This is a genomic window from Paenibacillus sp. V4I9 (assembly GCF_030817295.1).
In the GTDB taxonomy this organism is placed as follows: domain Bacteria; phylum Bacillota; class Bacilli; order Paenibacillales; family NBRC-103111; genus Paenibacillus_E.
Genome location: NZ_JAUSZE010000001.1, coordinates 1,861,432 through 1,887,151, shown reverse-complemented (window position 1 = coordinate 1,887,151; position 25,720 = coordinate 1,861,432). Strand labels below are relative to the sequence as shown.

Genomic DNA, 25,720 nt, shown 5'->3' with positions numbered 1-25,720 from the left:
CTTTATTTTAGCGATGACCCGAAACCATAATTTCATCCCTACGTCTAATTGGTAATAAAAGGAGTGAAGATCCGGTTTCGTGTTTTTGTGACAACGTCCCTCATAGGGTGCATGCTGCTTAGCGGCTGCGAATCCAGCTAGGCCGACGATGCGGGGAAGCTGTCACCGCAGCCTTCGGTGGAGGCGACGACGACTCAGCAGCCCAGTCCATCCGGCACGATAGCTGCAACTGCGGCATCATCGTCGACGCCAGTGCCGGCTGTCCAATCCAGCGCGCCAACTACTTTCAGCGCAGCCGCACCGTCACCGGCGTTATCGGCTAACCCATCTCAGCCCGCTGCTGCCAAGCCCGCGCCGTCAAAGCCGCCAGTTTCTCGGCCGAAACCGTCATCGGAGCCGTCGCCTGTCAAAGCTGACGTATCCCGAATAATGGGCATGGAAGGATTTGAAGGCTGGGGTATGGGAAGCGGAAGGCTGCTTTACACCAATAATGCGGGCAAGACGTGGGAGGTTACGACTCCAGACGGTATCGGTGCGAAGGATCGCCTGATCGCCGCCGATTTTCAAAACACTTTCCTTGGCTTCGCCTATTATCTCACTGATGCCAAGCAGCCGAAGCTTCTTGCCACCCACCGGATGCAGGACGGAGCCGGTTTATCATTTTGACAATCTGATTACAGGCCGAGCGATATCCACCGACGGGAAGACCATCTATATAATGGATACGTACAACAAAGAGGATTGGCATAAACTCATACCTGTCATCGCGTTGAAAGGCGCTTCGCAATTTTTTCTGCGCATGGACGGGTACGGTTGTGTGCTCCTGAACGGACATACGAAGATTACCCGGGACGGCGGAAAAACATGGACCGATCCGGCGTAATACAGGTAGCGAACATAAAGAAGGCCCCTCAGCGGGGGCCTTCTTTATGTTCGCTATTCAAGATGCAAGAGAGAGGCATATACATCCTGCGAGCTGTCATCCACCGGCTTGAACGAGACGGATTTCAACCGCACCTTCGCTTGGTTTAAGCTGAGCAATTCCTAACTCCACATGGCTGCCTTTCCCTGCAGGCATCATTACAATTACAAGATAGCACCAATATTGCTTCATTCTTCTATTACAAGATCCTTCGCTTCACACCATTCGATAACTAATTCCTTTAATTTTTTTTCTTTGAATTCATACCATTGTTTTTCGACGTCATGTTCTATGATCCCGTCCTTAAATCTTCTGAATGCCCCTCTTCCTTGAATAGCTCCAAACAATTCTTCTCTAACCTCATCTTCGCTTAATGTTCCGATAAATTCTTCTATTATTTCATACTCATGGTACTCGTTTCTTAGTGTGAAATCCAAGTAAGCATCGTTTTCATCTTCAATAATTTTTATGGCTTTTTCAATGTTCTCTCTTTGCCAATCCGGATACTTTTCAAGTGGCTCTTCATCTTCTGCGGCTCTTAACTCTTCTCTTGTTAATGTAATAACTTCTCCCGTATGAGTGTTTATATATGTAAAGGTCTCGTCCATTTGAATATCAATTTCATTAATTAGATCATCTAGTTTCACCGGTGCTTTTTTCTTCATTTTATCCCTGCTCCTTCATTGAATCCCTTTTTACAATATAGTTTATTCAAAATACCAAAAAAAATCAAAGAGGAGCAGCTTTAGAAGATGCAACTCACGAAAAAAAGCTGCCGTGACAGCTCCTTCCCCAGTAATTACCTCATAATGTGATATTTACTCAGTTCCCGTCTCCGATAAGTTTAATGAACTCGCGTGGATTCAGTCATTTGATTTAATCCATACACGAAGGGGGCCTATCGTTGTCCATCCAGATAAGAGGGCTGATGTTAGATCATCGCCGTTTTCATATCCCACCATTGGTATCCCAGGGAAATAGGTCGAAACAATTGGAACAACATCTGACCAAATAATTTTATTACTGTTTGAAAATACATTGGTTATCCCCACTGCATTAGCACTCAAGTTAGCTATAAATCCTGATATTTCACCATTTATCTCGTGCATAAAGATTTTCACATCTATTTGATCTAATAGTTTTGGTTTTATCACTTTTTGCAATTCGCTTGCAAAGGTCCACTTTGCTAAATCTTTTTCTGACGAAACAACGACCCATCCCGTTTGAACGTAATTTACGTCGGTAACCGGTGCATGATAAATCCATTTTGCCTCAAATAGTACTTTGAACCCAAATGGCACCATATTTAGATTAGCAAAACTATCTTTTATACTGAATATTTCTCTATTACTTATAAAATCTTTTACTTCTTCACTCGTTGCATGCCTGCTGAAAGTAATGATATCGGGATATAGTTCGGGTGCTTTAGAAAGCAGTCCCCATACACGTTCACTTGAAGTTTGAGTAAGCCCATGCAACTCACAAATAACCCCACACCAAACAATATTATTTAAAACCGCAGTGTCTACGTTAATCAATTTAATTCCCCCTGACTACAAACTTTCTTGCAGTTAGCTTTATTGGATTATTATACCAAATAGCCATTCGGAATACTGGTAAAGTTCAAGTAAATACCAAACTTTCCTGCCCAGGTACAGTCATTACTATTTATGCATCCTGCCTGTTACTTGAATGAACAAAAAAAGGAGCTGCTACGAGGCAAGCTCCGTCAGTATCGTTCTTCGTCGTTTAATTAAAGCTTCATTTTTAGACTCTCATGAGTCGCTTTAAATCCTAAACCTTCATAGAAACGCAACGCTTCTTCTGAAGACTTATACATTCAAATTTAAGGAAGTTAAGCTTCTCGCTCTATTCATGATTTTGAGAAAGGTTTGAAGATCCTCTGTTGCAACATCTTCATTAGATTTGATTGTATCAAAGTTATTCTTTTGATTTTTCAATGCATTAATTTCAAGCCTAAGCTTCGAATTCTCGATTTTTAACTGTTCAAACTTGTGTGCTTGATCCTTCGCAATTTCTATGATTTGCCTAAATGCTTCATCATATTTTGGCAATGTAATTTCATCCTCAAGTGATAGAACACCAGAGACAGTCACATTATCTTTTCTTTTTTGATCTTTTTGTTTTTTCCTGTACAATTTAGCATCGTTTATCTCTGTTTCGTATTTTTTTCGTAGTTCTTTATTCCATCGAAACCCACAAGCAGCCGCGGTGCGATTCAGTCTACTCGCTGATTCTTCAAATGCCTCAAGTTGAGTACTACCATTTTTAATGTGACTTATAACTGTTTTAGCTAAAGTTAAATCATGAATTTCTGCCCAAGCATCTTCTCGTCTCTTATCTTTCATTCTAGTCCACCTTCTTTACTATGTTATTAGAGATTGTTACCTGTAATACTAAATTTATTCAAAGATAATGCATAAAAGACCCACATAGGGTATATGTGGGTCTCTTTCTAAATCATATTAAATATTACTACACGGAAAGGATTCGTAGTTTTTAGGGTAAAATTTTTTTAGTATTTCTTTTTTCTCATCCGAGCCGGCCGCTCTCGTAAATAGCTTTAAACATTTAAGTTATCGTTTTATTTCATTTTTAATGACATATATTTTATTAAACCATTCTTGGTATCTGCATTGAAAAATACTTGGTAATCTCCAGCCTCATAATACAGATACCATCCGCTTTCAATATCGTTTAATCCTTCATCTTTCGGCTCTCCGATTGCTTTTTTTAATTCATCAACTGTACATTTGACTGTATCTCCACCTATTCTGATTGCACTGACACTTTCGTCTGGATTACCAAAGAAATAATAATAATCAAACCATGAATAATATTGCGTTTGCCAACTTCCTGTTTTTTGGGGCTCTCCCCATTTTTGAATAACATCTTTTTTATTTGACCCAATACCAAATTCGATACCTTTAATTTTCCCTTCCGATGCAGATGTAAGAAAATCTTTGTCTAACACCAACTTTTTACTCAAATTGGTGTCTTCTATAGAAATGATTTTTGTATCATCCTCGTATTTCACGATTTTCCCCATACTTTCAGCTACGAAACGAACAGGTACATATGCGTGACCATTATGATTTAACACTACATATTCGTTCGTGTCCAATTGTTTACTTAAACCATTAAATTCAAATGTAGCAGGAAACAAGTAAGCTTGTATTGTGTCAGACGCGTAGGCAGCAGTCGAAGCGGTCAAAATAATACCACACGTTAAACCAAGGATGAATTTTTTCAAATCCGTTTACCTCCTAATATGAATGTTGTTACTTATAAGACGTGTTGCAAACACAATAAGTTTCTAGGCGTAGATTGGTTGGTTTGCAAAGAACAACTTACGCTACTCAGCCCGTTACTTGAATGAACAAAAGAGGAGCTGCCGCGAGGTAAGCTCCTTCACTATCGTTTTTTCGTCAGCGGAATGACCCACACGATTCATCTGGAGTCCCCTGAAAGCAGTATCATCACTACTTGTTCATTTCTCGCATCAACAACTAAAGTTATACATGGAATATTTCATGTATTCCTTCAATTTCAAGCTCTTTGCCGAATGCGAACCTTTTCACTTTGAAAATATAGTTCGCAACATGCAACGAAATTCGTAACAAAATTAGTAATACTGAAAGTATGTCGTTTTATGTTAATACCCGTTTTTTATCCTGTTGTACTCTTCCATTGTTATTGAAAGCACAGTCCCGTGTTTGAAGCGGTAAGGGAAGCTGAAGCTTTCATCCGATCGGATAAAGAGTCCACTATTAATCTCATCTGCTATAAAAGGAACATAGCCCTGCCCTTCTCCCTCGACACCGAAAAAGTCCAGCATCAGGCACCATTTACCATTTGTCAGCTTATACGCTGTAGGCGCTTCATAGGCGGAGTGGCCGAGCTTTGCCATTTCCCCATTGAAAGCCTCGATTGTTGTGTATTCACCGGTAAGGGTTTCTCCCTTTTGCAGGATAATCCCAGTAGGGTTTGCTTCGCTTTTCAAGAATCGGTAGTACATGCCGTTTTCCTCGTAGATGGCAGAATCAATGACCCCGCTATCTTCCTTCCGGTACAGCAGCTGTGGTTTAGTAAAGCTTTCAAAATCCTTTGTTCGAGAGTAATAGATTGCTTTATGCTCAAAATTAGTGGAAGCATGAGCCGATGACCAGTGAATGACGTAGTCTTTATTGATATGATCGTAAATCACATCCGGCGCCCAAAGACAGCCGAAATCCTCATCGCCTAATTCGATCATTCTTTGTTCCGACCAGTTCAGAAGGTCATCCGATTCCCACAAGGAAAGACTTTTGCTTCCCTCTCTGACGATGTTCTCCCAGCTTCCCTTGTACTTCGTATTCAAACAGTTGGCAAGGCTCAAGTCGGTGGCAAGGATATAAAATTTGCCGTACTTCGTTCGAACGATTGTATGGTCTCGAACTCCCTTATCACCTTTTTCACTCCAGATAACGGGTTGTCCACCGTTTACCTGTTCCCAGTTAAACCCATCCGTACTAAGTGCATAATAGACCTGCTCGCCATCAGGGGTTTTCTTTTCTTTAAAATGTACGAATAAATAAGCTTCCATTAGATTCAATTACTCCTCTCAATATCGATAACAGCCGTCACTCCGAATGACGGCTGTTTCATTAAGCTGCTATGCTTACAGCATTTCACTCGGGTTCGCCGAATTCTGGGACCCCCTCCTCGTTCCAATCCAATACTTTGACACGTGCATGACGATTGGGGTCGTACAGCGGATCGCCGACGATTTCCTTATAGTCTCGGGAATGGTAGACCAGGATATCGGCCGAACCATCTTCCGAGAGGGTGAAGCAGTTGTGGCCTGGGCCGTATTGTCCGGATTCTTCGCTCGTTCGGAAGACGGGTTCCGGAGATTTCGTCCATGATTGCGGGTCTAACAAGTCACTGGTATCCGATGCTGTCAACAGCCCTATGCAGTAATTGCTGTCCGTGGCGCTTGCCGAGTAGCTGATAAATATTTTGCCGTTCTTCTTCAGTACCGCAGGCCCTTCATTCACCCGGTGGCCAATGATTTCCCACGCATATTCCGGTTTCGAAAGCAGGACCTGCTCGCCGCGAATCGTCCACGGATCGGACATCTCGGCAATATACAGATTGGAATCTGCTTGCTTGTATTGCGCCCAAACCAAATATCTTACGCCCCGATGCTCAAAGGATGTAGCATCCAAAGAGAAGGAGTCCCAATTGGTTCGAAGCTGACCTTTTTCAACCCATGTCGGTTCCAACGGGTTGGCCGCATCATTTTCCAGGACGTACATACAGATCTCCCACGCCGTCTCGTACTCATCCGATCCGCCGGCGGCAAAATACATATACCATTTGCCATCGATATAATGGAGTTCAGGCGCCCAAATATGCCCGCTCATTCTGCCCTTCTCGTGTTTTCGCCAAATGACGACCGGTTCGGCGGTACCGAGCTCCTGAATCGTTCTTGCCCTTCTAAGCTCGATGCAGTCGTACGCGGGAACGGAAGCGGTAAAATAATAGTAGCCGTCCGTATGTTTATAAATCCAGGGGTCAGCCCGCTGTTCGACGAGCGGGTTAGGGAATTGGCGTTTGCTTTGAATTTGTTCTTTTGACAGCATAATATACTCCTTATCTCACTCTGAATACAGTGATAGAATGTTTGGGGAAATCGTAATGAAAACTGCAACCTACCGTACTGAATTCCTTCTGCTTCGGCGACACCCGCTCAGGCGATGCAAACGTGTTTTCGTCATCCGGCGCATGGTCGGACATCTCGTTTACTTCTACGGTCAAAGACGTTTTATGCAAATCTGCCAAAGCAATCTGTGCGCTAACGCTATTCTCCTGCACATTGACTACCTTAACGATGACATCCCCTGTGGAACGTTCGTAGCTTGCCGAATAATACAGAGGCTCGATCACCGGAAGCTTGTCTTCCGTGTCATGGAACAGTACGTTGTTAATCCAGGCACGGATCTGTCTTCCCGATACTTCTAATGTTAACTCATATTCCATGTCAGGTTCCACGTTAAATATGCTTTGGGTCAGGCAAGAGGTTCTTCCATTCATGCTGGAACACAGCGCGGAATCCTGATTCTGCCACCCGCCAAAATCCCAGATCAATTGATTGTTATCGTCACGTTTGCCAAAATAAAGGTTGAACCCTTTGGGTCCGCTGATTTTTTGGGCTTTCAGACTCAGCGTATAGTTCTCCCAATCCGTTTCTCCCAAGTCCAGTGTTCGTAGTGACGTTCCGCCCAGCCGGTCTTCATCCGTATCCGACAACTCGGCAGACAAGCCGTTCAACTCTTTCATTTCTCCGGAATCGTTGTTAACCAGTTTCATGTCCCAAAAGCGGAAGGAACAACGGTCTGTCTCGAGTGCAAACGCTCCGTTAATCGGCTTCATTGTGTTTTCCTGTTTTTCATCTAACCCGTATGCTTCAATTTTTAAGAGTTGATCTCCTTGATGGTGCATAAACAGCTTCTGCACATAATAGTTTGCCGTTCCGTATACTTCATGATTGTTGAACCAAATCATGTCTGGTTTCCAATTGATGTAATCCACATTGCAAAGCATCGGCGCATAGCAGGCCAGTCCTACCGCATGAGCATTTTTTTCCAATCCCGTCATAAACGCAGCTTCTACAAGGGCATTATAATACGTGTTTCCCCATGAAGCGTATTCGCCCAAAAACACTTTTGGCTCATCGGCTTTGAATGTATCGTAACGGTTATAATTTGCCAGAAACCATTCCGGTGACTGATAATAGTGCTCGTCCACAAGATCCGATTTATTTTCTTTTGCGGATTTCCACCCGCGGTCATATTCACTCCCGGCCGCAAACGGACCGGCGGAGTTGATGATTTTGATATCCGGATATTTCTCTTTGATTGCTCGATGGAAATAGGGATAGCGTTCAAAAAACGGCTCTCCGACTTCTTCGTTTCCGATGCCGACATACTCCAGACCAAACGGTTCCGGGTGACCCAACTGCGCCCGTATTGCCCCCCATTCGTTTGAAGGGTCGCCATTGGCAAATTCGATCAAATCAAGAGCGTCATCAATCCAGGGCTGCAGCTCGTCAATCGGAACGATTCGTTTATGGTGCGGGTCATATCCGCCCGGCAGAATCGGTATCGGCTTGGCGCCAATATCCTCACAGAACAGAAAGTATTCATAATATCCCAATCCGAGTGTCTGATTATAGCTCCAATTATTCCGTCTGGCCGGTCTTTGCGCTATATCGCCTAACGTGTTTTTCCAGCGGTACATCGAATCTCGGTCATCGGGATTCAAAGAACCGTCGTGTATCAGGCAGCCTCCCGGAAACCGCATAAACTTAGGTTTAAGATCCGCGAGCAAGGCGGCAATGTCTTCCCGCATGCCGTTCGGCCGATTGCGAAAGGTCTTTTCCGGAAAAAGGGACACCATATCCAGATAAAGCTTTCCTTTTCCTTTCGTCACAATCACAAGACGGCTGCTGGTATCGGTGGCGTTCGCCGTAATTGTCGCAGCATATTGGGTCCATTCGGACGATTGCACCACGATCGTTGCCTCACCATGAACGGTGCCGTCTGTCCCTTCAATCGTTACGACAACCGGCTCATCGAAGCTTGCATCTCGCCGTGCATAAACCGAAAATAGATAGGTTTCTCCCTGTTTGGCGGGAATGCCGCTGTTAAAGCCCAAGTTCATCATCCCGACACCGCCGCCCTCGGATACAATATCGATGGCAACGTAATGCAGGTTGCGCGGGTTTAAAGGATGACTGTCTTCTACGTTGATTTCCGCCTTTCCGCCACCTCTCTCGATTTTTTCCCAAGCTGTCAAGGCATGGTATTCCGCACGATCGATCGGATCGAATTCAAAAGAACGGTTTTGAACAAGCTCCGCATAAAGCCCTCCATCCGCCGCATGATTCAGATCCTCGAAAAAAATGCCGAACAAATCGCCTAATTCCGCACCCCTCTCTTGTGTATATATAGTTAAGGTTCGTTGAGCTCTCGTCATGAATTCGTCTCCTTTACTCCTTTTCATTCGATTTTAAGTGCTTGTTCATCCGAAAACAATCAATTATAATGGCTTAAAACTGACCTATCGTGCTTTTTAAGGAAATACACAATGATTACAATGATTAGTTGCAGATATCATATTTGACATACATCATTCAAGAAGGAGCATGTGACATTCCGATGAAACACCATCTCCCTTATCAAACACTGGGTTACCGTTTCTGGGATACGCTGAACGATTCCGATTTCTATCATCTCTTCGCCCTTGGCTATGACAAAGTGACTTCTCACACCTACGATTGGGATGGCTTGAAGCGGATTGACGGTCCCCTTTATTTATTCCAATATACGGTTTCCGGCTACGGGAACGTTATCATAGACGGACACACCTATCGAGTAGATCCCGGGTACGCGTTTCTGCTCGATATTCCAAGTCACCATCGCTATTTCCTGCCTAAATCAAGCGATGCTTGGGAATTTTATTTCATCTTATTCCGACCGTCGAATCTGGAGAACCACTGGCAAGAGCTGATACGAAGGCTCTCCCGCGTCCCTTATATCCCGCCAGACAGCTCCGTGATCCATAGCCTGCAGGATGCGTTTTCTGCCGGGGTTAACAGTCGGATTACGGACGGTTATTTAGCTTCTTCTTTGGTCTACCGGTTTGTAATGGAACTATTTCGTTTCAGCACGGGCCGCACCAAGGAAAAGGAACATTGGCCGTCAGCTGTCCGCCAAGCCGCCCAAGAGTTGGAAACCCGCTACCGCTATATCCAAAGCCTCGATGAAATCGCCGCTAATGCCGGACTGTCGAAATATCATTTTGTCAGGGTGTTCCGAAAGTTTACCGGTTTTACGCCTATCGAATACTTAACGAAAATACGGGTGGAACGTTCCATTGACCTGCTTCGCAGCACCAGCTTAAGTATAGATGCGGTAGCTAAGGAAGTCGGTTATGCCGGCGGCAGTTATTTCATCAAAGTGTTCCGGCAGTGGGTCGGCTTTTCTCCTGGTGAATTCCGTTCGGGTCGTGAGCTTGTCGGGCTTCAGCGTATGAAGTTCGATTGAACATAAGTTCGAGGATTCTGAAGAGCAATATTTTACAACTGGAAGCAAAACATTGTTATAGATAAAGGTTATTTCATTCTCTATCATACAAGTAGATGTACTATATACAAGAATGAGAGGGGAAACAAAAATATGAGTTCGAAGCATCATCTATTTGCAGAAACACCTCCTATGGGTTGGAACAGTTGGGATTGTTACGGGGCAAGCGTGACAGAGGAAGAAGTGCTCGGTAACGCTCGGTATATGGCAGAGCATATGAAGCCTTACGGCTGGGAATACGTCGTTGTAGATATCCAGTGGTATGAGCCTGGGGCCAACTCCTCGCAGTACAGGCCATTTGTCCCTTTGGAAATGGACGAATACTCTCGCTTGATTCCTGCAACGAACCGTTTTCCTTCCGCTGCAGAAGGCAAAGGCTTCAAGCCTTTAGCTGACCAGGTTCACGCCCTTGGTCTGAAATTCGGCATTCATATCATGAGAGGTATCCCCCGCCAAGCTGTGCATGCCAACACGCCTATTCTTGGAACGGACCGCCGTGCCCGGGAAATTGCTGACAACAACATCTGCCCTTGGAATACGGATATGTATGGAGTAAATGCGAAGAGTGACGGCGCGCAGGCTTACTACGATTCCCTCTTCAGGCTCTATGCGGAGTGGGAGGTCGATTTCGTCAAGGTGGACGATATCGCAGCTTCCCGTTTATACCACATCCACCAACAAGAGATCGAAATGATACGCACAGCTATAGATCGCTCTGGCCGTGACATGGTGCTTAGCTTATCTCCGGGACCGGCGCCGCTTGAGTTTAACGAGACATTCGCCCAGAATGCCAATATGTGGCGGATGACGGACGATTATTGGGATATTTGGCCTCTTCTCCGTGATATGTTCGAAAGGTGCGAGAAATGGTATCCTCACGTTGGTGCCGGTCATTGGCCCGACTGCGATATGCTCCCCTTGGGTCATATCGGAATTCGTTCCGTAGACGGGGGAAGCAGTGACAGATGGACGCGGTTTACTAAGGAAGAACAGGTTACCATGATGACCCTGTGGACTATCTTCAGATCCCCCCTCATATTCGGCGGTGAACTTCGCGACAATGACGAGTGGACTCTCTCCCTCTTGACCAATGAAGAGGTTCTAGCGGTTCATCGGGCCAGTCACGACAACAAACCTCTGTATCGGGAGGGTGATCACGTCGTATGGACGGCATCCGGTCCCTCGGGCGAGGTGTATATCGCACTTTTTAACACAGGAGATGAGCCTGCGGTAATTCAGGCTTCATGGGAGCAACTCGGTCTGCAGGAGCCCAAACAGGCACGCGACTTGTGGAAGCGCGAGGATCTAGGAACCGTAAGCGAGCTGGCTTATACGCTGCCGCCACACAGCTCCATGTTGGTAAAATTGTGTGGATGAGGCACCAATTTCATACCTTACGGCAGTTTCAACTGAACATATTCGATTTTTGAAGGACCTGAGGCTCTGCCTCAGGTCCTTTGTATACATTGTGTCAAAGCGAATCTAAGGACTAACTAAAGATAATTTTGGAGATGTAAGCTTTCCAATTTCTACCCTTTAACACCGGAAGTGACCACACCATCAATTAAGAACCGTTGACCGATAAAAAACAATAGAATGACCGGCAGCATAAACAAAAGCGATGCAGCTGCCGCAACTTGTTGTATAACAATGGCTGCATTTCCCGGCATTGTATAGCCTACAGTACCTAACGCAGCGGCTAACGGGTAATTGGATTCGTTCAGAAACATGAATGGACCGATAAAATCTCCCCATGAGGCTTGAAAGCTCATAATCGAAACCGTCGCCATCACAGGCAGCGAAAGCGGGAGGAAAATATTCCAATACGTACGGAAGATTGAGCAGCCATCTATCCTTGCCGCTTCTTCCAATTCCTTAGGAATCGCTGAAAAGAATTGTCTGTATAGAAATATAAATAGTGCCGAGCCGCCAAGCCCCCAGATCAACCAAGGATAAAACGTATTGAGCAAACCATATTGATGAAATAAAAGAAAGGTTGGAATTTGCGTCACAATGCCAGGCACCATCATCGTTGATAAGACAATCATAAACAAAAACTTTTTGCCGGGCGCTTGAATCCGCGAAAAAGCATACCCGACTAGCCCGCTTGATAAAGTCGTCGTAGCGACAGAAATAGTGCAAATAATGAACGTGTTTTTCAAATATTTCCAAAAATCAATCATGGTTGTCGCAAGCTTAAAATTTTCGATATGGAATCCTTGCGGCAAAAAAACCGGTATAGAGAACCATGGGCTTAATGAATTGGATGCCGTTAGAAAAAGCGGAATGATAAAAACGATAGAAAATACAAGCAATAAAGCATAAACCAAATACAGACCGAATCGACTTGCCCCTGCGTTCGCCATCTTCTATCCCTCCTGATCCGTTTCGTAATAGACCCAATATTTGCTTGTCGCGAAGACAACAATCGTAAGCAGCAGAATGACGATAAACATGATCCAAAGCAAAGCCATTCCGTAAGCATACCGTTGGAAGGCAAAAACTTGCTGGAAGGCATGTACGGCATACAAGTAATTGGGCCGGATAGGAGCATCTAAAAACTTTAACCCTGTTAAGAGTATGGGTTGAATGTACATTTGAAACGCATTGATGATTCCCGTAACAACATTAAAGAAAATAACCGGAGTCATTAAAGGCATAGTAATGCTTATAAACCGTTTAAAAGCAGAGGCGCCATCAATGGATGAGGCTTCGTACAAGTCTCTCGAGATGCCCTTCAATCCGGCAAGATTGATTAGAATAGAGCCACCTGCTCCCCATAGCATCATAATGACCAAAGAAAGGGTGGCGTGATCATATCCCAGCCAGCTTACGGAAGGAAGGTGGAGAAAACTTAATATATTGTTGATGATGCCATCCTTGTCAGCGTACATAAAACGGAACATTAAACCTATGGAAACGACGGGAACAATAGACGGGAGGTAAAAAATCGTCCGATAAATCCCCATTCCTCTAATTTTTTGATTTAATAACAAAGCCAGCAGCAAGCCAATGAGTGTTGAGATAGGCACATATAGGATGGTAACAAAAAATGTTCGCCCAAGAGCATACATGGCATCCGTATCTGTGAAAACATTTTTATAATTTTGCAGCCCTACTATTTTTAAATGGTTAATGTTAAATCCGACAAAGTTGGTAAAGCTTAAATAGAGACCATAGAGTAAAGGATATAAACCAAAAATCAAAAAAACAATGAACCATGGTGAAATCATTAAGTAAAATGCCGCCGTACGGCGTGTCCTTTCACTTATTCCCTTACGAGCTTTGCTCTTTCCAACCGTTGTCGCTCTCAGAGCAGGTGTATGCATGGCAGGTTCTCTCCTCTTTATTTAAGAGGGAGAGCGCAACTAAACTCCCCCTCGGGTATGCATTCTTATTTACTTGCTTGATGATGCACTTTTAGCTTCCTCAATAATTTTGTTCGCATCTTTATTTAAGGCAATCATCGCATCATCCAGTGTTGCTTTACCAAAATAGACTGGCGTTAATTGCTTCTTCAAAAGGGTGTCACCATTTAACAAGTAAGGGTTCATTTCGATAAATTTACCGCTGTATTTCAATTCATCTTGAAGAACTGCGTAGGTTTTTTTATCAAACGCGGTTTCTTGTGGAATCATCGGAAGCATATGTTTATAGGCAGGAACTCCCCAACCGCTTTTCGCGCGATCTTCCGCCGGTTTACCGCCAAAAAACCATTCATATACTTTCCATGCTTCTTTTGGATGTTTCGTTGCCTTATTTATAATGGCGCCTGTTGCTGCGCCAGTAGGAGATACGCGTGTTCCGCCGTCAGCAATTGGAGCAGGAAGCATTACATAGTCGTCTAAATGCGTTTTTGCTTTTTCGTCACCCCGCAGCACCCCTGAAAACCAATAACCGGATTGATACATGGCCAATTTATCAGCCAGAAAGACTTCGCCTCCCCACGCTGCTTTATCTTGGTTGACTAGGTTCGGTCCATAGTTGCCTTTAACCCCGTCTACCCATAGCTGTAAGGCTTGTTTGACTTCCGGTTTTGTAAAGTCAATTTTACCGTAATCATCTGTGGAGAGCCTTACACCTTTACTCAATAAATATTCCATCAAATAGGGTAAATCCGCTTCTCCTTTTCCACCTTCTGATAGACCGTATTGCGTGACCGTATCGCCATTTTTAATCGTTAATTTTTTTGCAAGATCGAAAAGCTGGCTGTATGTCATGGGAACGGTTTCACTCGGGATTGGCACGCCGGCTGCGGCAAATAATTTCTTATTAATCCATATCGTGAAATCCGAAGAAAAATCTTTAGGAATGCCATAGATAGGACCTTGGCCTTGTACCTTGCCGTCAAAGCGATAAACATCAACCGCAGAAACAAAATCATCTTTCTTTATCACTGTACTTGTATCAATGAGTTTGGTTAAATCCATAGCAATGCCGCGAATGACATAAGACGGGAGATCGTTTACGCCAGTCAACCGAATAATGTCCGGTGCTTCGCCAGTTGCTAGTTGAGCAGCTAGTTTCGTAGTATCTCCATCTTCTCTTTGAATTTTAATGGTCGGATTTGCCGTTTCAAATTCTTTGATTTGGTCCTTGGTAATTTCACCGTCATTCATGTTGAAACGTACTGTTACAGGAGCGCCGTTATCCGCCGAAGCTGTAGACGAAGTGCTAGTGCCCCCAGCAGTCGTGTTTTCAGTTGTTGTTTTTGCGCTGCCGCAAGCTGATAAAAACAATGCGGTAGAGAGGATGAGGACGAAAGGCTTAACGAAATTCTTTTTCAATGTAGACCCTCCTAGAAGTTTTTTATATTGAGAGCGTTTTCTTTCTCTCTGATTAAAGTATATTTCTTGCAGGAAGAGACCTCAATCCGGTAAAATTACGACTTCTATGGTATTTTGCGGTTATTCCTGATAGAGAGGAAAAGAAATGGTTACCGTCGTTCCTTTCATTGGACTGCTGCCCACCTTCATGGCCACTTGTTCTTTATAGACCAATTGGAGGCGATGGTACACATTGCTCAATCCGATGCCGCCTTGATTTTCGTATCCGTCGATTTGGTTATCCATGCTCCTCTGAATCTCTGCATTCACCCGTATGACAGTATCCATATCCATGCCAATACCATTATCACTAACTTCAATGAACATCAGCTCATCCTTTTCAAGTACTTTTATTCGTATGATCCCGCCTTCTTCGATGCCGGACAAACCATGCTTCAAGCAATTTTCGACAATCGGCTGAAGGATGAATTTGACCACAGCAAGGTGGTTCAAGTGCTCAGGGACCTCTAATTCATATTTGAATTGATCGCCAAATCGGATTTGTTGAATGGACATATAGTTCTGCACATGGCTCAGCTCCATCACAAGCGGAACCTTCCCTCCCCCGTTGCTTACACTGTAGCGGAACATTTCGGCCAATGAACTGACAATCAGACTTATTTCACTGTTTCCGTTTTTCATACTGCGCATATTGATCGCTTCAAGCGTATTATATAGAAAATGAGGATTGATCTGCGCTTGCAGCATTTTTAACTCTGCTTGGGTCTTTAAGGACAACAATTCATTTTCCCTTAGTTTATTGTTTGCATTTTCCTCCATCATTTTCATATTCTCGTGAATCACGCCATTTAATCTTAGAACCATATCATTATGGCTTCGAATAATCTCGCCAATCTCGTTATTCCCGCTATAGCTCATCACTCGACTAAAATCCCCCTCGCCAACGATCCTCATCGTTCGTTTCAGCATTTCGACAGGCTTTAGCAAGAAGGAAGCGATGATAAACGAAATAATAATGGACAATATCAGAATGAGAACGATAATTAGCAATAATCTATAATAATATTGACTGTTTTTAAGAACAATATCTTCATAGGAATATTCAATGCTCAGCTGCCATTGCGTGTCTGGTATGCGGCCTGACCATAACAAAGAATTCAATTGTTCAGTAGAATATGGCTGGAAGGCATATATTTGCTTGCCTTGCGAGTCTTTAATTCCAACCGTTGACTCCATCGGGCTAACCTCTGTGAGAAATGAATCCCTTGGAACCAGCAACAAATAACTTTGGGTTATGCTGCCCTTATGCCAATAATTAATTCGTTTGATAATCGCCGGTGTGGTGTGATTGAACACATCCGTATATCCGGAAATCCAATAAGGAGCGTCTGTATCCGCCAGATCATCCTTTTCGATATTAAACATTTCGGGATTGTTTGAAAAAATAGATGAATAAAAACTGTGCCCGTTGCTATCAAATAAGACAAAATAGTTGACCTCATTCAACCCGGGGAACATGGATAAATTGATTGTTGATTTTATATTCCTGAAGGCAACCTGTCGCAAAGCATCCAGATCCTGTTGAGTGGTAAGGTATCCTTGCAATTGTCTGCTTACTGATAACTGGTTAATCAACTGATTCATAAAGTCCATACGGTTTTGGATGGATACGTTCATAAACTCTCCTACCTCATGAACCGTTTCTTTCATTTGGTTTTGGACGGCTTGGTTCAAAACTCGCGAATATAAAAACCCGTCCGAAAGGGTTGGAATAATGACGGCAATCGAAAAGATCAAGATTAGCTTGGTACGAAGCGATAGTGCATTTATTCCTTTTTTTATCCACTCGTCTGAGATGTACTTTAAAATCAACTCATCGGACCGCGCCTGATCTTGCATCTTTTTTGTTAGCACCAAGTAAGGATAAAATATTTTTTTTGTATAAAAATAACTAATCAAAAAGGTAACCAGCGCAGTAAGACAAGATAATGCAATAAAAGCAGAAAAAATGGACTTTTTAGAAAAGAGCACAAAATCTGAGGTTTGCTTAAAAATGACACGATACGGGTATGGATTTAATTCCTTTTCTAGCTTTACACATTTTTGACAATTGGTTTGAGTGTTATTATCTACCAACTCTTGCTGATCAGCGGATGACCAGACCAGCTCATCTTTATGGTTTAGAATCGAAAATTGATAGACGTCGGAATAAACATCAGGCAAGCCAGACCGGAATAAATCCTTATTTAGCTCCATAATCACAAGCACGCCGTTCACATTTCCGTTCGAAATGACAAGTTTATTAGTCAAGTCATTAATAAAGCTATACAGTTCTGCTTTGCTTTCAACATTGATATTAAGCTGATTGCTCATTTTGAGATAATCAAAGTCTTTTTGCGAATATCGGGTCAAACGGTTATTATCTTTCAAAAAAACTTGATCCATATTATTTTCTTGAAACATGTCCATTCTCAGGTTAGGGAGCTTAGTTAGGGTTGCAAGGTCCGTATCTTTGCGAAATGATAATTGATTCATATCACTGCCGATAAAATAAATTCGCTGCACCATTTTGGTTGATAAATGAAGATCGTTCAATTTACTTAATAAATCGTTTTTTTGCTGAGTGACCGTTAACACATCCCGGACATTCATAGAGCTTTTAAAAAAATCACTAAAGTCCGGGGATTGCAGCAGTTGCATCAAATTGCTAAGTTCACCAAGCTGTGTCAATGTATTTTTGTAAAATTGGTTCGATACATTGGTCTCTCTTTTATCCTGAACGGAATGATTTATATTATTCACATAAGACAGCCCAATAGTAAGAAGCACAATTTGCGCCAATACAGTGAGCAATACAGAGACAATAATAATACGTCTGCGTGTGGGACTAAGCTTGTTGAAATACGGGTTTGCCATCCTATCAACAGCCCTTTCTATCCTAATTTGCTGCTTCCCTATATTCCATCGGTGTTTTCCCCGTATGTTTTTTAAATATCTCTGAGAAATAAGCCTGGTCTGAATAACCGACTAACTCAGCAATCTCATATATTTTAAAGCGAACATCCGCTAATAGCTCAATCGCTTTATTCAACCGTTGCGATGTCAGAAATTGCAAATACGATTCCCCGGATTCACGGAAAAGCGCACTCAAATGACCGGGGGTTACATATACTTCATTGGCTACTTGCTTTAAAGTAATACTTTGATGGAAATTTTGCTTCATAAAATGTTTAGCTTGTTGCACGACCACGCTGTCTTTCTTTTTATCTTTGGCATGGCCCACTGAAAGCGATTCTTTAGCAGCAGTATGGTCCAGCTCTTCAGCTTGTGCAGGTTCGCTGTGTTCATGATTGCTGTCTTCTTCGGGTGAGTTTTCCAATAGCTGCTTGGCAGATTGGGCTGAACTCCATATCTCTGTTAGATGCTGTACGGGTTTTCCGATACTTAGCGAGAGAGTTGACTTTAACAAACCCATAAATTTGGATAGCTGCCGCTTGACTTGAATAAAATCGTCTTTAGGCGAAGATTTCGCGGTAAGCAAATAAGATTCTGCATTTTCTTTATTAACAAGATGATAAGCTGATCCTTGCTCATCCCAAATATCACATAAAATATTATCCAAAGAAAACGCTATCAACTTCAGTTCACGATCTGATACCATTTTTGCGTTTAAAGATACTCGGTCAAGCCGAATCAACGCAACTGTATATGCGAGGCCATCGAGTAAAATTTCACTCTCCGAACATCCCAGCTCAATATCATCCCCCGACATCCTGTTCTTGAATAACATGGATAGAAACTCTTCTCGCAAGAGCTTCGACAACAGCATCTCTTTGCGAACAAGAACTGATTTTCTGAGTTCCTCCTGTTTTTCAGCATCCAACTTGCTAACCAATCTCTCAAAAGTTTGAAATAGAATGTCAAATTGAGTAGGTTTCAACAAATAATCAACAGCGCCATTTTTCAATGCTTTTTGAGCATAATCAAAATCGCTGTGGCCTGATAAAATAATGACTCGAATGTACGGTTGTTGCCGCAGCAATACGGTCATCAATTCAATCCCATCCATAAATGGCATTCGAATATCAGTCAATACAATATCTATGGGATGTTCCGAAATAAATTGCAACGCTTCTAGACCATGTTTTGCGCACCCCAATAATTTCACACCCATGGTATGCCATGGGATTGCTGATAAGCCTTCACGAATTTCTATTTCGTCATCGACGATGAGTAAATTATACATGTGATACGTCCCCCTCCTGACACATATGTGCGAAATAACAGGATTGCTGTCTGTACTCTCCGTTTGAAACCGTTTTCATCTTCATTTATCATCCTTTCATTCATTCCATTATGCCAAATCCAATACGGATTGAACAGTATATCAATTATTCCATTTAACTGTTGGAACCAAGCAATATGCTTTTAAAATGACAAAACTTTTATTTTGGCATCCAACAAAAAAAGCCCTCTCGCATTAAACGAAAGAGGGCTTTGATCATTCCGAGTGTGTTTGTTTATATGATACTATTTCAATAAGACTTGGGTTCTAAACAAAATGATGCCTTCTGGTCCAGTCATGTTCTTCTCGTAATTGAAATTATAAGAGCAATAGTGAACTTATTTTCAGACGCAATTCCCCCCCTAATTCCAATACCTCAGTTTCCAACGTGTTTTGTGGAGACAAGAGTCCCTAGAGACACGGAGAATAACTCTGTTACATTCACATCTATGCCATCTCTTCCGCCCCACGCTCGGCACTTAAGCCATTTTCCTGAACCCATGCCCACATAGCCGCAAAAATAGGCTGCAGATTCCACCCTCGCTCAGTTAGCTCATATTCAACGTGCAGGGGCACACCGGGGTACTGCGTTCGCGTTATAATCCCCTTCTCCTCCAGCACCCGCAGTCGATCCGTTAACGTCTTCGGGCTAATCGGGTATAGCTTTCGCCGCAGCTCACCAAATCGCTTGGTGCCGACAAACAACTCTAGCAGAAGAGGAAGGGTCCACTTACCATCCAAGATTTCCAGCAAAGGATCAATGGCTTCGATACAAGAGCGATCCAACATTGACGTTTCCTCCATAGTTCATTTTTTGAAACTATTGAACATTATTGTAACTACTTTTCAAATATACCACAGTGTTGTAGTCTTATTAAAGAGCCGAAACACAAAATTCTACTTCATATCGATATCAACCCCTGAGTGGTGCGCGCAACCGTGGCGCTCAATCGATATTAACAGGAGTTTGAATCACATCAGTAATCTGAATATTTAGATAACGGTACATACTCAAGCAGCTGGTAATTTCATTGTCGGAAGACGCACGTTTGAAGCAGGATAAAGGCTATAAAACCGCCCTCATCTCGGGGGGCGCGGACCTTCATAATGCTTTTCTGGGTCAAGAGCTTGTTGACGAGCTTATATTCAATGTCGCGCCGGTACTGGAAGGGAAGGGACTCAATCTATCGAGCCAAACATCTATATCAAAAACATTATTTTGTGATGATGTAATCACACAAACATAAAAGGCCCTTATATCCGTTTTCGCTTTTCTTTCGAATGGGAAATTCGATCAAGAAAAAGAAAATGAATTGTAGGGCCTTTTCTATGTGTCTGAAAGGATTTGTTGATGGGCATGTCACAAACTCAGGTGTTTTGTTCAGATGTCCTTGTTATAAGATTTTTGCATAACCTAATGAAGCGATGTCCCCACGTTCCTACCTGATCGGTGAAATTTCACGCATGGAAAATGATCGTTCTTTTCAATTAGACTTGGGGCTGTTCCTCCACCTCGTTTACAGAGGCTTCATCAGTCGTGCCCCTGCCCTCACAAGAATAAATCCATTTCGGCAAGTGCCTTATTGAAACCGTTTCGGGTAACAGCCCTTATTGCAACGTTCCTTGTTTTCCAAGTCCCTTACAACCTAGCTATCTGTTCTGAACTTAGGTGCTTCCTCTAAGCCTGTGAGACCAATGCCGCCATTGTTCGGCATAGCGTATTTCATAGGAAAAATTTTTACTTTACGCCGCTCACTCCATCGTTTGATGGTACATATGTTTCCATATGCTCTAACTTTAGACCTGTACATTCGGAAGTTCGTCAGCTCGCTTCGGTGCGAGCATTTTTTCAATATCCGTTTTTACCCTTCATGTGAGACCGAGTTGCCGCTTGCCAAGATTTACTGCTTCTTCGCTCTCGATGTGCTTTCGAAGCCGATCGACTTGTGCGTGCCGTCGCAGAACGGCTTGTTGCCCGATCCTCCGCACCGGCACAACGAGAACGATTCTTTGTGTTCGAACGGGTTGCCTTCTGCGTCCACCAGCTCGACCGGCCCCGTCACCCGAAGCGATCCGCTGTCGTTCACTTTAATTGTCACTTTGTTTTCGTCTGCCATTAGTTTACCTCCTATGTACGATAGTTAATATACAAGTATATCCAGCGATCACCAGAAAAAGACGAGCAAATCGTTCACTTATGGCAGACCGACACAACAATGCTGCCCGTTTCTTGAATAACGGACTATACTTACACGATACCCCCGTCGGGAATGAGATAATGTTCTTGTCAAAATCGGGAATGGGATAAAGTTCTTGTCAATTGACCGTGACAACAACTTTATCCCATAAATCATAAAAACCGGAATTTACGCAGAATTTAAAATATTCGGTATTAATCCCCAACCATCATGCCAGTTAGCGCGGAAATGTTTCACATTCTCATATAAAGATCGAGCGCTTGCTAAGAGATACTGAGCTCTTTTCTTTCATAAAATTAAAACGTATTATATACATTTTCACATTCTTTCCCGGTCGGCTCATAAAAACAGTGAAGCTTGTATCGTCCTACGTGCGGCTGATTATACCAGGTCGGCGGACATGGCTGGGGAGCTTTGGCCGTTCCCGGTCGAAAATACCAGAGGGCGAATTTGGCCGGCCAATTCCGCTCCCCATTCACAGCCCGTCGCGCCAGACGGCGTTCTTTCTCTCTTGCGCTTTGATAGTACATACCATGAAGCAGCGCTTCGAACGCATGTGGCTGGTTGATCATTTGGGGTATTGTCCGGATTCCTTTAAAATCGGAGCAATTCGCTCTAATTCGGTTAATGCCAACATTTCCAACAAGGAGCATACCCATTTCGCCTTCGCCCACAGCTTCGGCTCTAAGCAACCTTGCCAACATGTCAATATCCCTGTCCCTTGCTTTTACGACTGCCATCGGCTCACCTCTTTAGATTGTTTTCTAGACACATCATATTATAGGTGAAGCGGATGTGTTACTCTGGCATTTTGTTGTGCCTTGTCCGAAGTGATCATTCTCTCGGTAGCGGAAAAAAACACTCTGCTCTCAGCCGTTGGTTTGAAGGTTTGTTAAGCTATTTTTCATAGAGTCACATCATCTAAAAATAGAAATGCTCTATTGATCTATTGTTCTCAGTTAGCTTAACAAGCCTTCTTTTAAATATCTGACTTGACCATTCCGTAAAACACTAAATCTTCGTAGATTCCCCACTTCAATACATGTACAACAGGGTTGACGTTAATCCGATACTCATCAATTAACCCTTTTTGCATGAGGTAGTGGGAAACCCTACCACTACCGATGATAATTATGTCGTTTCCGGGCTGTTGTTTGAGTGTAGAGATATCCTCTGGAATGTTTTCTTTGATCAACCTTGAGTTCTTCCATTCAACCATTTCAAGGCTTTGGGAAAAGACGATTTTCGTAGCTTTCTCCAGCCATCGAGCCTGCTCAACGTGGTACTTCGACTCTAGTAGACTTTCAGGTAGATTTGGCCAAAAGCCTGCCATCATTTGATACGTAACGCGCCCGTATAAAACAGTGTCAACGGTGCTATGTACGTCCGTGGCATAACTCTGCAATGCTTCATCATAAATGATTCAATCCATTTCTCCATTTGGACCAGAAATATAGCCATCAAGTGAAGTATGAATGAATAAAATAACTTTTCTCATTTCGGCCTCCATTTTTAATTCGATTCGTTCCTCAATACCTCCCCGAGAGTGTCGAGCATGGCCTTCGTACCATGTTCACGCTGTTCCGGTGTATCGCGGTCATCGAGATAAGTTCCTTGTTCTGTAAAGATCAACCTCGTGCCTGCATCCGTTGGCTTTAACTCCACTGTCGTCACCGATACCGAAATCCGCGTCTCGCCCATGTCCAAGGTATACGAATAGACGATGCGCTGATTTGGCACGATCTCCTGAAAGCAGGCGTCAAAAGTGTAGATTGGGCCGTCTGGCGGGCCTCCACGACTAAATTCCCGTCCGCCAACCTTGAAGTCGAATTCATCGGCTTTCGAGAACCAACGGGCTTTGGCCTCAGGGTCTGCCCAAGCGGCGAACACTCGCGCGGGTGATGCTTGATAAGTTCGCTCAACGGTAAACGTGGCGTGGTGTACAGATCGTTCGTTCATCATGTGTTCCTCCCTATGTTAAAGTTCGTCAAGATCTTATTCGGCGAGGAAGTCGCCTAGTCGATCGAGACTTTGTTCTACTTTCATCTGTCGCTCAAAGAAATATTTGTCGTGGCTCTTTTTCATCATAACCAGCACTTTTGTGAAATCGTCTACGGTCAACGGTTCCTTCATTTGCATGAGTGTTGACACATGTTCTAACTCTTCAAGAAGCTTCTGCTGAATCTTTATTTTGTCTTTTAGACTGGCGATTTGTATGGATACTATCTCAATTGGACTGCAATGCTCCTGGGCCAGAAGCGACTTGATTTCCTCCAACGCTAAACCCAATTCCTTTAATGAGAGAATTTGGTGCAGTCGCGAAATGTCAGATTCGGTGTACAACCTGTGCCCCGAATCCGTCTGATCGGATGGTGAGAACAAGCCGATTTGATCATAAAATCGTAATGTTCGAATTGTTAACCCTGTCAGTTTGGCAATTTCCCCGACTTTCCAATGTGGCTTCATAATCAACCCCTTCTTCAGCGCCATTCATTTACCGGTAACTAAATGATAAAACATTACGTAACGTAATGTTCAAGACTTTTTTTCTTGGAGGTGTCAGTCCTCCCTCCACCATTCCCCTTCGGGGCAACTTTCCGCAGCCAGAAAGCGGTTAAAACACGTGGTTATCGTCACAGCTACGGTGACGCTCCATTGTTAATTGTTCAGCTACGATGTGTTGGGCTCATATCCTTCAGTTTTAGCGTTTAGGCTTGTAGGCCTGCTCTAACTTCAATGTAACTTCCTCAATCCAACTATTCTCCTCATCTGCAAGGAGAGTTTTCCACCCTAGCTTTTTCGCGGGTTCCAAATTTTTCGCTTGATCGTCTACAAAGAGTATCTATGAACTATTTGCAAAGTTAGATTCCACTGTTTTATAGATTTTTGGATTTGGCTTGCAAAGTCCAACTTCACTTGAGATCGCCACGCTTCTAACAAAAGGATAGATTGGTATTAATAAATCCGATAACCATTCTATTCTATGGTTGCTAAGAAGATGGATATCCGCAATTTCACTCCAATACTCAAGGCAGTTAAAAGCAGGCAAATAGGTTAGATCCTCTTTAATTAACTCACGTATTCTTGTCGCATCTACAGATGGATAAGATTTCACAAGCCATAACCAAAATTCATCTTCGGATATTGTTCCAGTCCAAAGAGCTTCGCGTACCTCAATGCTAAATCGAGTTTTAAAAGCCTCGTGTGTGGTCTGAGCGAATTCAGCAAGCTCTCTCCAATAACGAGGAGAGAAGTTTGATATTACTACTCCCGCTAAATCAAGCACCAGCTGAGGTTTGTCCATGGATGAAAACTCCTTATAGGAAAATTTAAGATATTTGTTGATGAAGCCGTGCTCTATATCCTCCTGTAACTAGTTTATCTTAGTCATAGCCTGCCAGCACTTCAGCACCATCTTGCTTCAGTTCTATTTACGTTCATCACATTAAAGCCAAAAGTAAGGATAATTTTTACCGCAGATACTACTCCCCACTCGCTACGCGGCATATCCGCCCACATACCTTTTCTATTAGAATGGCTCCAGCCTTCGTTCTGCCGAATCTACCTATACTTCACACCACATGACCTGTTAGTCATGACGCGCGCAGGAGTATTGGCGGAATGGTTTCGGGATACATGGTTCCGACATTCCCATCCTCGGTTGTAAAGTTAAGATTACTCATTGTAATCTCCTGCTTTTCACGAAGTTAGTCGCTTATAGCAGAACTTGTCATACTTCTTCGTTAGTTTAATGATTGCTGTCTAAACAGCGGTTTCAGCTTGACTGGTCTTTGTTTTGCTTTTGAGATTAATATTTATTCTAATATTTTTTTAGCTCTAATATTTTCAAATTTCTTTATGAGTTCAGCTACAGGAGTTTTATTTTCTTTCAAATCATTTTCAATTTCAGCAAGATCTATTTTTTTCTGTTCGACAATTTTTATTCCCTTTTTGTACATTTCTCCATGGATGGGATCATCGACTAGTGTCTTGAAATAAGCAGCTTCAGCCAAAACTCCCTTTAAACCTCGAATATTATCCTCTAGCTCTTTTTTGGGATCAGTAGGTGGGGCTAATTCTTCGAAGAGTTTACCGACCTCCAAGCCTATTTCTTTAACCTTAAGACCTTGTTCTACAGTCTTTTCGATTTCTTCTAAAGTCTGATTTGGCATAGATTCCAATTTGGTTTTTTCTTCTTTTTCAGCAACTTGGAGTTGTTTTAGCCTTTCTTCTTTTGGAACAATATCGGCAAAAATATTGTTACCCAATACCCCTCCAATCGTAAAAATTAATACAACGCATACAGAAATAAGAACAAACTTCTTTTTATAATTCACAATCATTTCCTCCCAAGTTGATTTTATGTGCAAGTTTCT

26 protein-coding genes are annotated in these 25,720 nt (G+C 43.0%); 5 read left to right on the top strand and 21 right to left on the bottom strand.

The genetic code is table 11. The features are described from left to right. The first annotated feature begins 177 nt into the window (after positions 1 to 177). Together QFZ81_RS08780 and QFZ81_RS08775 are read left to right on the top strand one after the other, a co-directional pair. Entirely contained in the window at positions 178 to 666 is a 489-nt protein-coding gene (locus tag QFZ81_RS08780) for a hypothetical protein (protein ID WP_307602346.1), read from the top strand. Between the two features lie 52 nt (positions 667 to 718). Then, positions 719 to 883 (top strand): hypothetical protein, encoded by a 165-nt coding sequence (locus tag QFZ81_RS08775; protein ID WP_307602344.1) that lies wholly within the window; start codon positions 719 to 721, stop codon positions 881 to 883. A gap of 96 nt (positions 884 to 979) precedes the next feature. Here the strand turns inward: QFZ81_RS08775 and QFZ81_RS08770 are convergent, their stop codons facing one another. The 8 genes from QFZ81_RS08770 to QFZ81_RS08735 form a co-directional block, all read right to left on the bottom strand. Next, positions 980 to 1,114 (bottom strand): hypothetical protein, encoded by a 135-nt coding sequence (locus QFZ81_RS08770; RefSeq protein ID WP_307445502.1) that lies wholly within the window; start codon positions 1,112 to 1,114, stop codon positions 980 to 982. Continuing rightward, complete coding sequence (locus tag QFZ81_RS08765) at positions 1,111 to 1,587, bottom strand: UPF0158 family protein (protein WP_307445504.1); 477 nt, start codon at positions 1,585 to 1,587, stop codon at positions 1,111 to 1,113. The genes QFZ81_RS08770 and QFZ81_RS08765 overlap by 4 nt, the downstream gene beginning before the upstream one ends. 198 nt (positions 1,588 to 1,785) lie before the next feature. Further along, positions 1,786 to 2,460 (bottom strand): hypothetical protein, encoded by a 675-nt coding sequence (locus tag QFZ81_RS08760; protein WP_307602342.1) that lies wholly within the window; start codon positions 2,458 to 2,460, stop codon positions 1,786 to 1,788. Between the two features lie 294 nt (positions 2,461 to 2,754). Next, on the bottom strand, positions 2,755 to 3,291 hold the full coding sequence (locus QFZ81_RS08755; RefSeq protein ID WP_307445509.1) for an RsfA family transcriptional regulator: 537 nt from the start codon (positions 3,289 to 3,291) through the stop codon (positions 2,755 to 2,757). Positions 3,292 to 3,527: 236 nt separating this feature from the next. Next, positions 3,528 to 4,196 carry a DUF4309 domain-containing protein gene (locus QFZ81_RS08750; RefSeq protein ID WP_307445512.1) on the bottom strand — a complete coding sequence of 223 codons (669 nt, stop codon included), beginning with the start codon at positions 4,194 to 4,196 and terminating at the stop codon, positions 3,528 to 3,530. Between the two features lie 402 nt (positions 4,197 to 4,598). Continuing rightward, positions 4,599 to 5,528: a glycoside hydrolase family 43 protein gene (locus tag QFZ81_RS08745; RefSeq protein WP_307445516.1), complete on the bottom strand. Its 930-nt coding sequence runs from the start codon at positions 5,526 to 5,528 to the stop codon at positions 4,599 to 4,601. Positions 5,529 to 5,613: 85 nt separating this feature from the next. Further along, positions 5,614 to 6,570, bottom strand: a complete 957-nt coding sequence (locus QFZ81_RS08740) for a glycoside hydrolase family 43 protein (protein WP_307602340.1) — start codon at positions 6,568 to 6,570, stop codon at positions 5,614 to 5,616. Between the two features lie 10 nt (positions 6,571 to 6,580). After that, on the bottom strand, positions 6,581 to 8,965 hold the full coding sequence (locus QFZ81_RS08735; protein WP_307602338.1) for an alpha-L-arabinofuranosidase C-terminal domain-containing protein: 2,385 nt from the start codon (positions 8,963 to 8,965) through the stop codon (positions 6,581 to 6,583). Between the two features lie 182 nt (positions 8,966 to 9,147). On the opposite strand from QFZ81_RS08735, the gene QFZ81_RS08730 reads away from it, so the two are divergent. After that, a complete protein-coding gene (locus tag QFZ81_RS08730) occupies positions 9,148 to 10,035 on the top strand; it encodes a helix-turn-helix transcriptional regulator (RefSeq protein WP_307602336.1) in 888 nt (295 codons plus the stop codon). Positions 10,036 to 10,167: 132 nt separating this feature from the next. Beyond that, complete coding sequence (locus tag QFZ81_RS08725) at positions 10,168 to 11,451, top strand: glycoside hydrolase family 27 protein (RefSeq protein WP_307445527.1); 1,284 nt, start codon at positions 10,168 to 10,170, stop codon at positions 11,449 to 11,451. A 152-nt stretch (positions 11,452 to 11,603) separates the two neighbouring features. Here the strand turns inward: QFZ81_RS08725 and QFZ81_RS08720 are convergent, their stop codons facing one another. From QFZ81_RS08720 to QFZ81_RS08695, 6 genes are all read right to left on the bottom strand, one after another. Next, positions 11,604 to 12,440, bottom strand: coding sequence for a carbohydrate ABC transporter permease (locus QFZ81_RS08720; protein ID WP_307602334.1), 837 nt, complete (start codon positions 12,438 to 12,440; stop codon positions 11,604 to 11,606). A gap of 3 nt (positions 12,441 to 12,443) precedes the next feature. After that, positions 12,444 to 13,403, bottom strand: coding sequence for a carbohydrate ABC transporter permease (locus QFZ81_RS08715; RefSeq protein ID WP_307445534.1), 960 nt, complete (start codon positions 13,401 to 13,403; stop codon positions 12,444 to 12,446). Between the two features lie 69 nt (positions 13,404 to 13,472). Then, a complete protein-coding gene (locus QFZ81_RS08710) occupies positions 13,473 to 14,861 on the bottom strand; it encodes an ABC transporter substrate-binding protein (protein ID WP_307445536.1) in 1,389 nt (462 codons plus the stop codon). Between the two features lie 120 nt (positions 14,862 to 14,981). Then, positions 14,982 to 17,777: a sensor histidine kinase gene (locus QFZ81_RS08705; protein WP_307602331.1), complete on the bottom strand. Its 2,796-nt coding sequence runs from the start codon at positions 17,775 to 17,777 to the stop codon at positions 14,982 to 14,984. Positions 17,778 to 17,799: 22 nt separating this feature from the next. Then, complete coding sequence (locus QFZ81_RS08700) at positions 17,800 to 19,107, bottom strand: response regulator transcription factor (protein WP_307445542.1); 1,308 nt, start codon at positions 19,105 to 19,107, stop codon at positions 17,800 to 17,802. A 486-nt stretch (positions 19,108 to 19,593) separates the two neighbouring features. Further along, positions 19,594 to 19,935, bottom strand: a complete 342-nt coding sequence (locus QFZ81_RS08695; protein ID WP_307445545.1) for a winged helix-turn-helix transcriptional regulator — start codon at positions 19,933 to 19,935, stop codon at positions 19,594 to 19,596. Between the two features lie 260 nt (positions 19,936 to 20,195). On the opposite strand from QFZ81_RS08695, the gene QFZ81_RS08690 reads away from it, so the two are divergent. After that, the gene (locus QFZ81_RS08690; protein WP_307445548.1) at positions 20,196 to 20,393 is read left to right on the top strand and encodes a dihydrofolate reductase family protein; all 198 of its coding nucleotides are present in this window, start codon (positions 20,196 to 20,198) and stop codon (positions 20,391 to 20,393) included. A 654-nt stretch (positions 20,394 to 21,047) separates the two neighbouring features. Here the strand turns inward: QFZ81_RS08690 and QFZ81_RS08685 are convergent. The 7 genes from QFZ81_RS08685 to QFZ81_RS08655 form a co-directional block, all read right to left on the bottom strand. Further along, positions 21,048 to 21,263 (bottom strand): CDGSH iron-sulfur domain-containing protein, encoded by a 216-nt coding sequence (locus QFZ81_RS08685; RefSeq protein WP_307445552.1) that lies wholly within the window; start codon positions 21,261 to 21,263, stop codon positions 21,048 to 21,050. A 377-nt stretch (positions 21,264 to 21,640) separates the two neighbouring features. Beyond that, on the bottom strand, positions 21,641 to 22,084 hold the full coding sequence (locus QFZ81_RS08680) for a cell wall hydrolase (protein WP_307445554.1): 444 nt from the start codon (positions 22,082 to 22,084) through the stop codon (positions 21,641 to 21,643). Between the two features lie 239 nt (positions 22,085 to 22,323). After that, a complete protein-coding gene (locus QFZ81_RS08675) occupies positions 22,324 to 22,749 on the bottom strand; it encodes a dihydrofolate reductase family protein (protein ID WP_307602329.1) in 426 nt (141 codons plus the stop codon). A gap of 107 nt (positions 22,750 to 22,856) precedes the next feature. Beyond that, positions 22,857 to 23,303, bottom strand: coding sequence for an SRPBCC family protein (locus tag QFZ81_RS08670; protein WP_307606853.1), 447 nt, complete (start codon positions 23,301 to 23,303; stop codon positions 22,857 to 22,859). A 36-nt stretch (positions 23,304 to 23,339) separates the two neighbouring features. Next, positions 23,340 to 23,810, bottom strand: coding sequence for a MerR family transcriptional regulator (locus QFZ81_RS08665; RefSeq protein ID WP_307445559.1), 471 nt, complete (start codon positions 23,808 to 23,810; stop codon positions 23,340 to 23,342). A gap of 376 nt (positions 23,811 to 24,186) precedes the next feature. After that, positions 24,187 to 24,648 (bottom strand): HAD family hydrolase, encoded by a 462-nt coding sequence (locus QFZ81_RS08660; protein WP_307602327.1) that lies wholly within the window; start codon positions 24,646 to 24,648, stop codon positions 24,187 to 24,189. A gap of 511 nt (positions 24,649 to 25,159) precedes the next feature. After that, positions 25,160 to 25,681, bottom strand: a complete 522-nt coding sequence (locus tag QFZ81_RS08655; RefSeq protein WP_307602325.1) for a hypothetical protein — start codon at positions 25,679 to 25,681, stop codon at positions 25,160 to 25,162. Positions 25,682 to 25,720 lie beyond the last annotated feature (39 nt).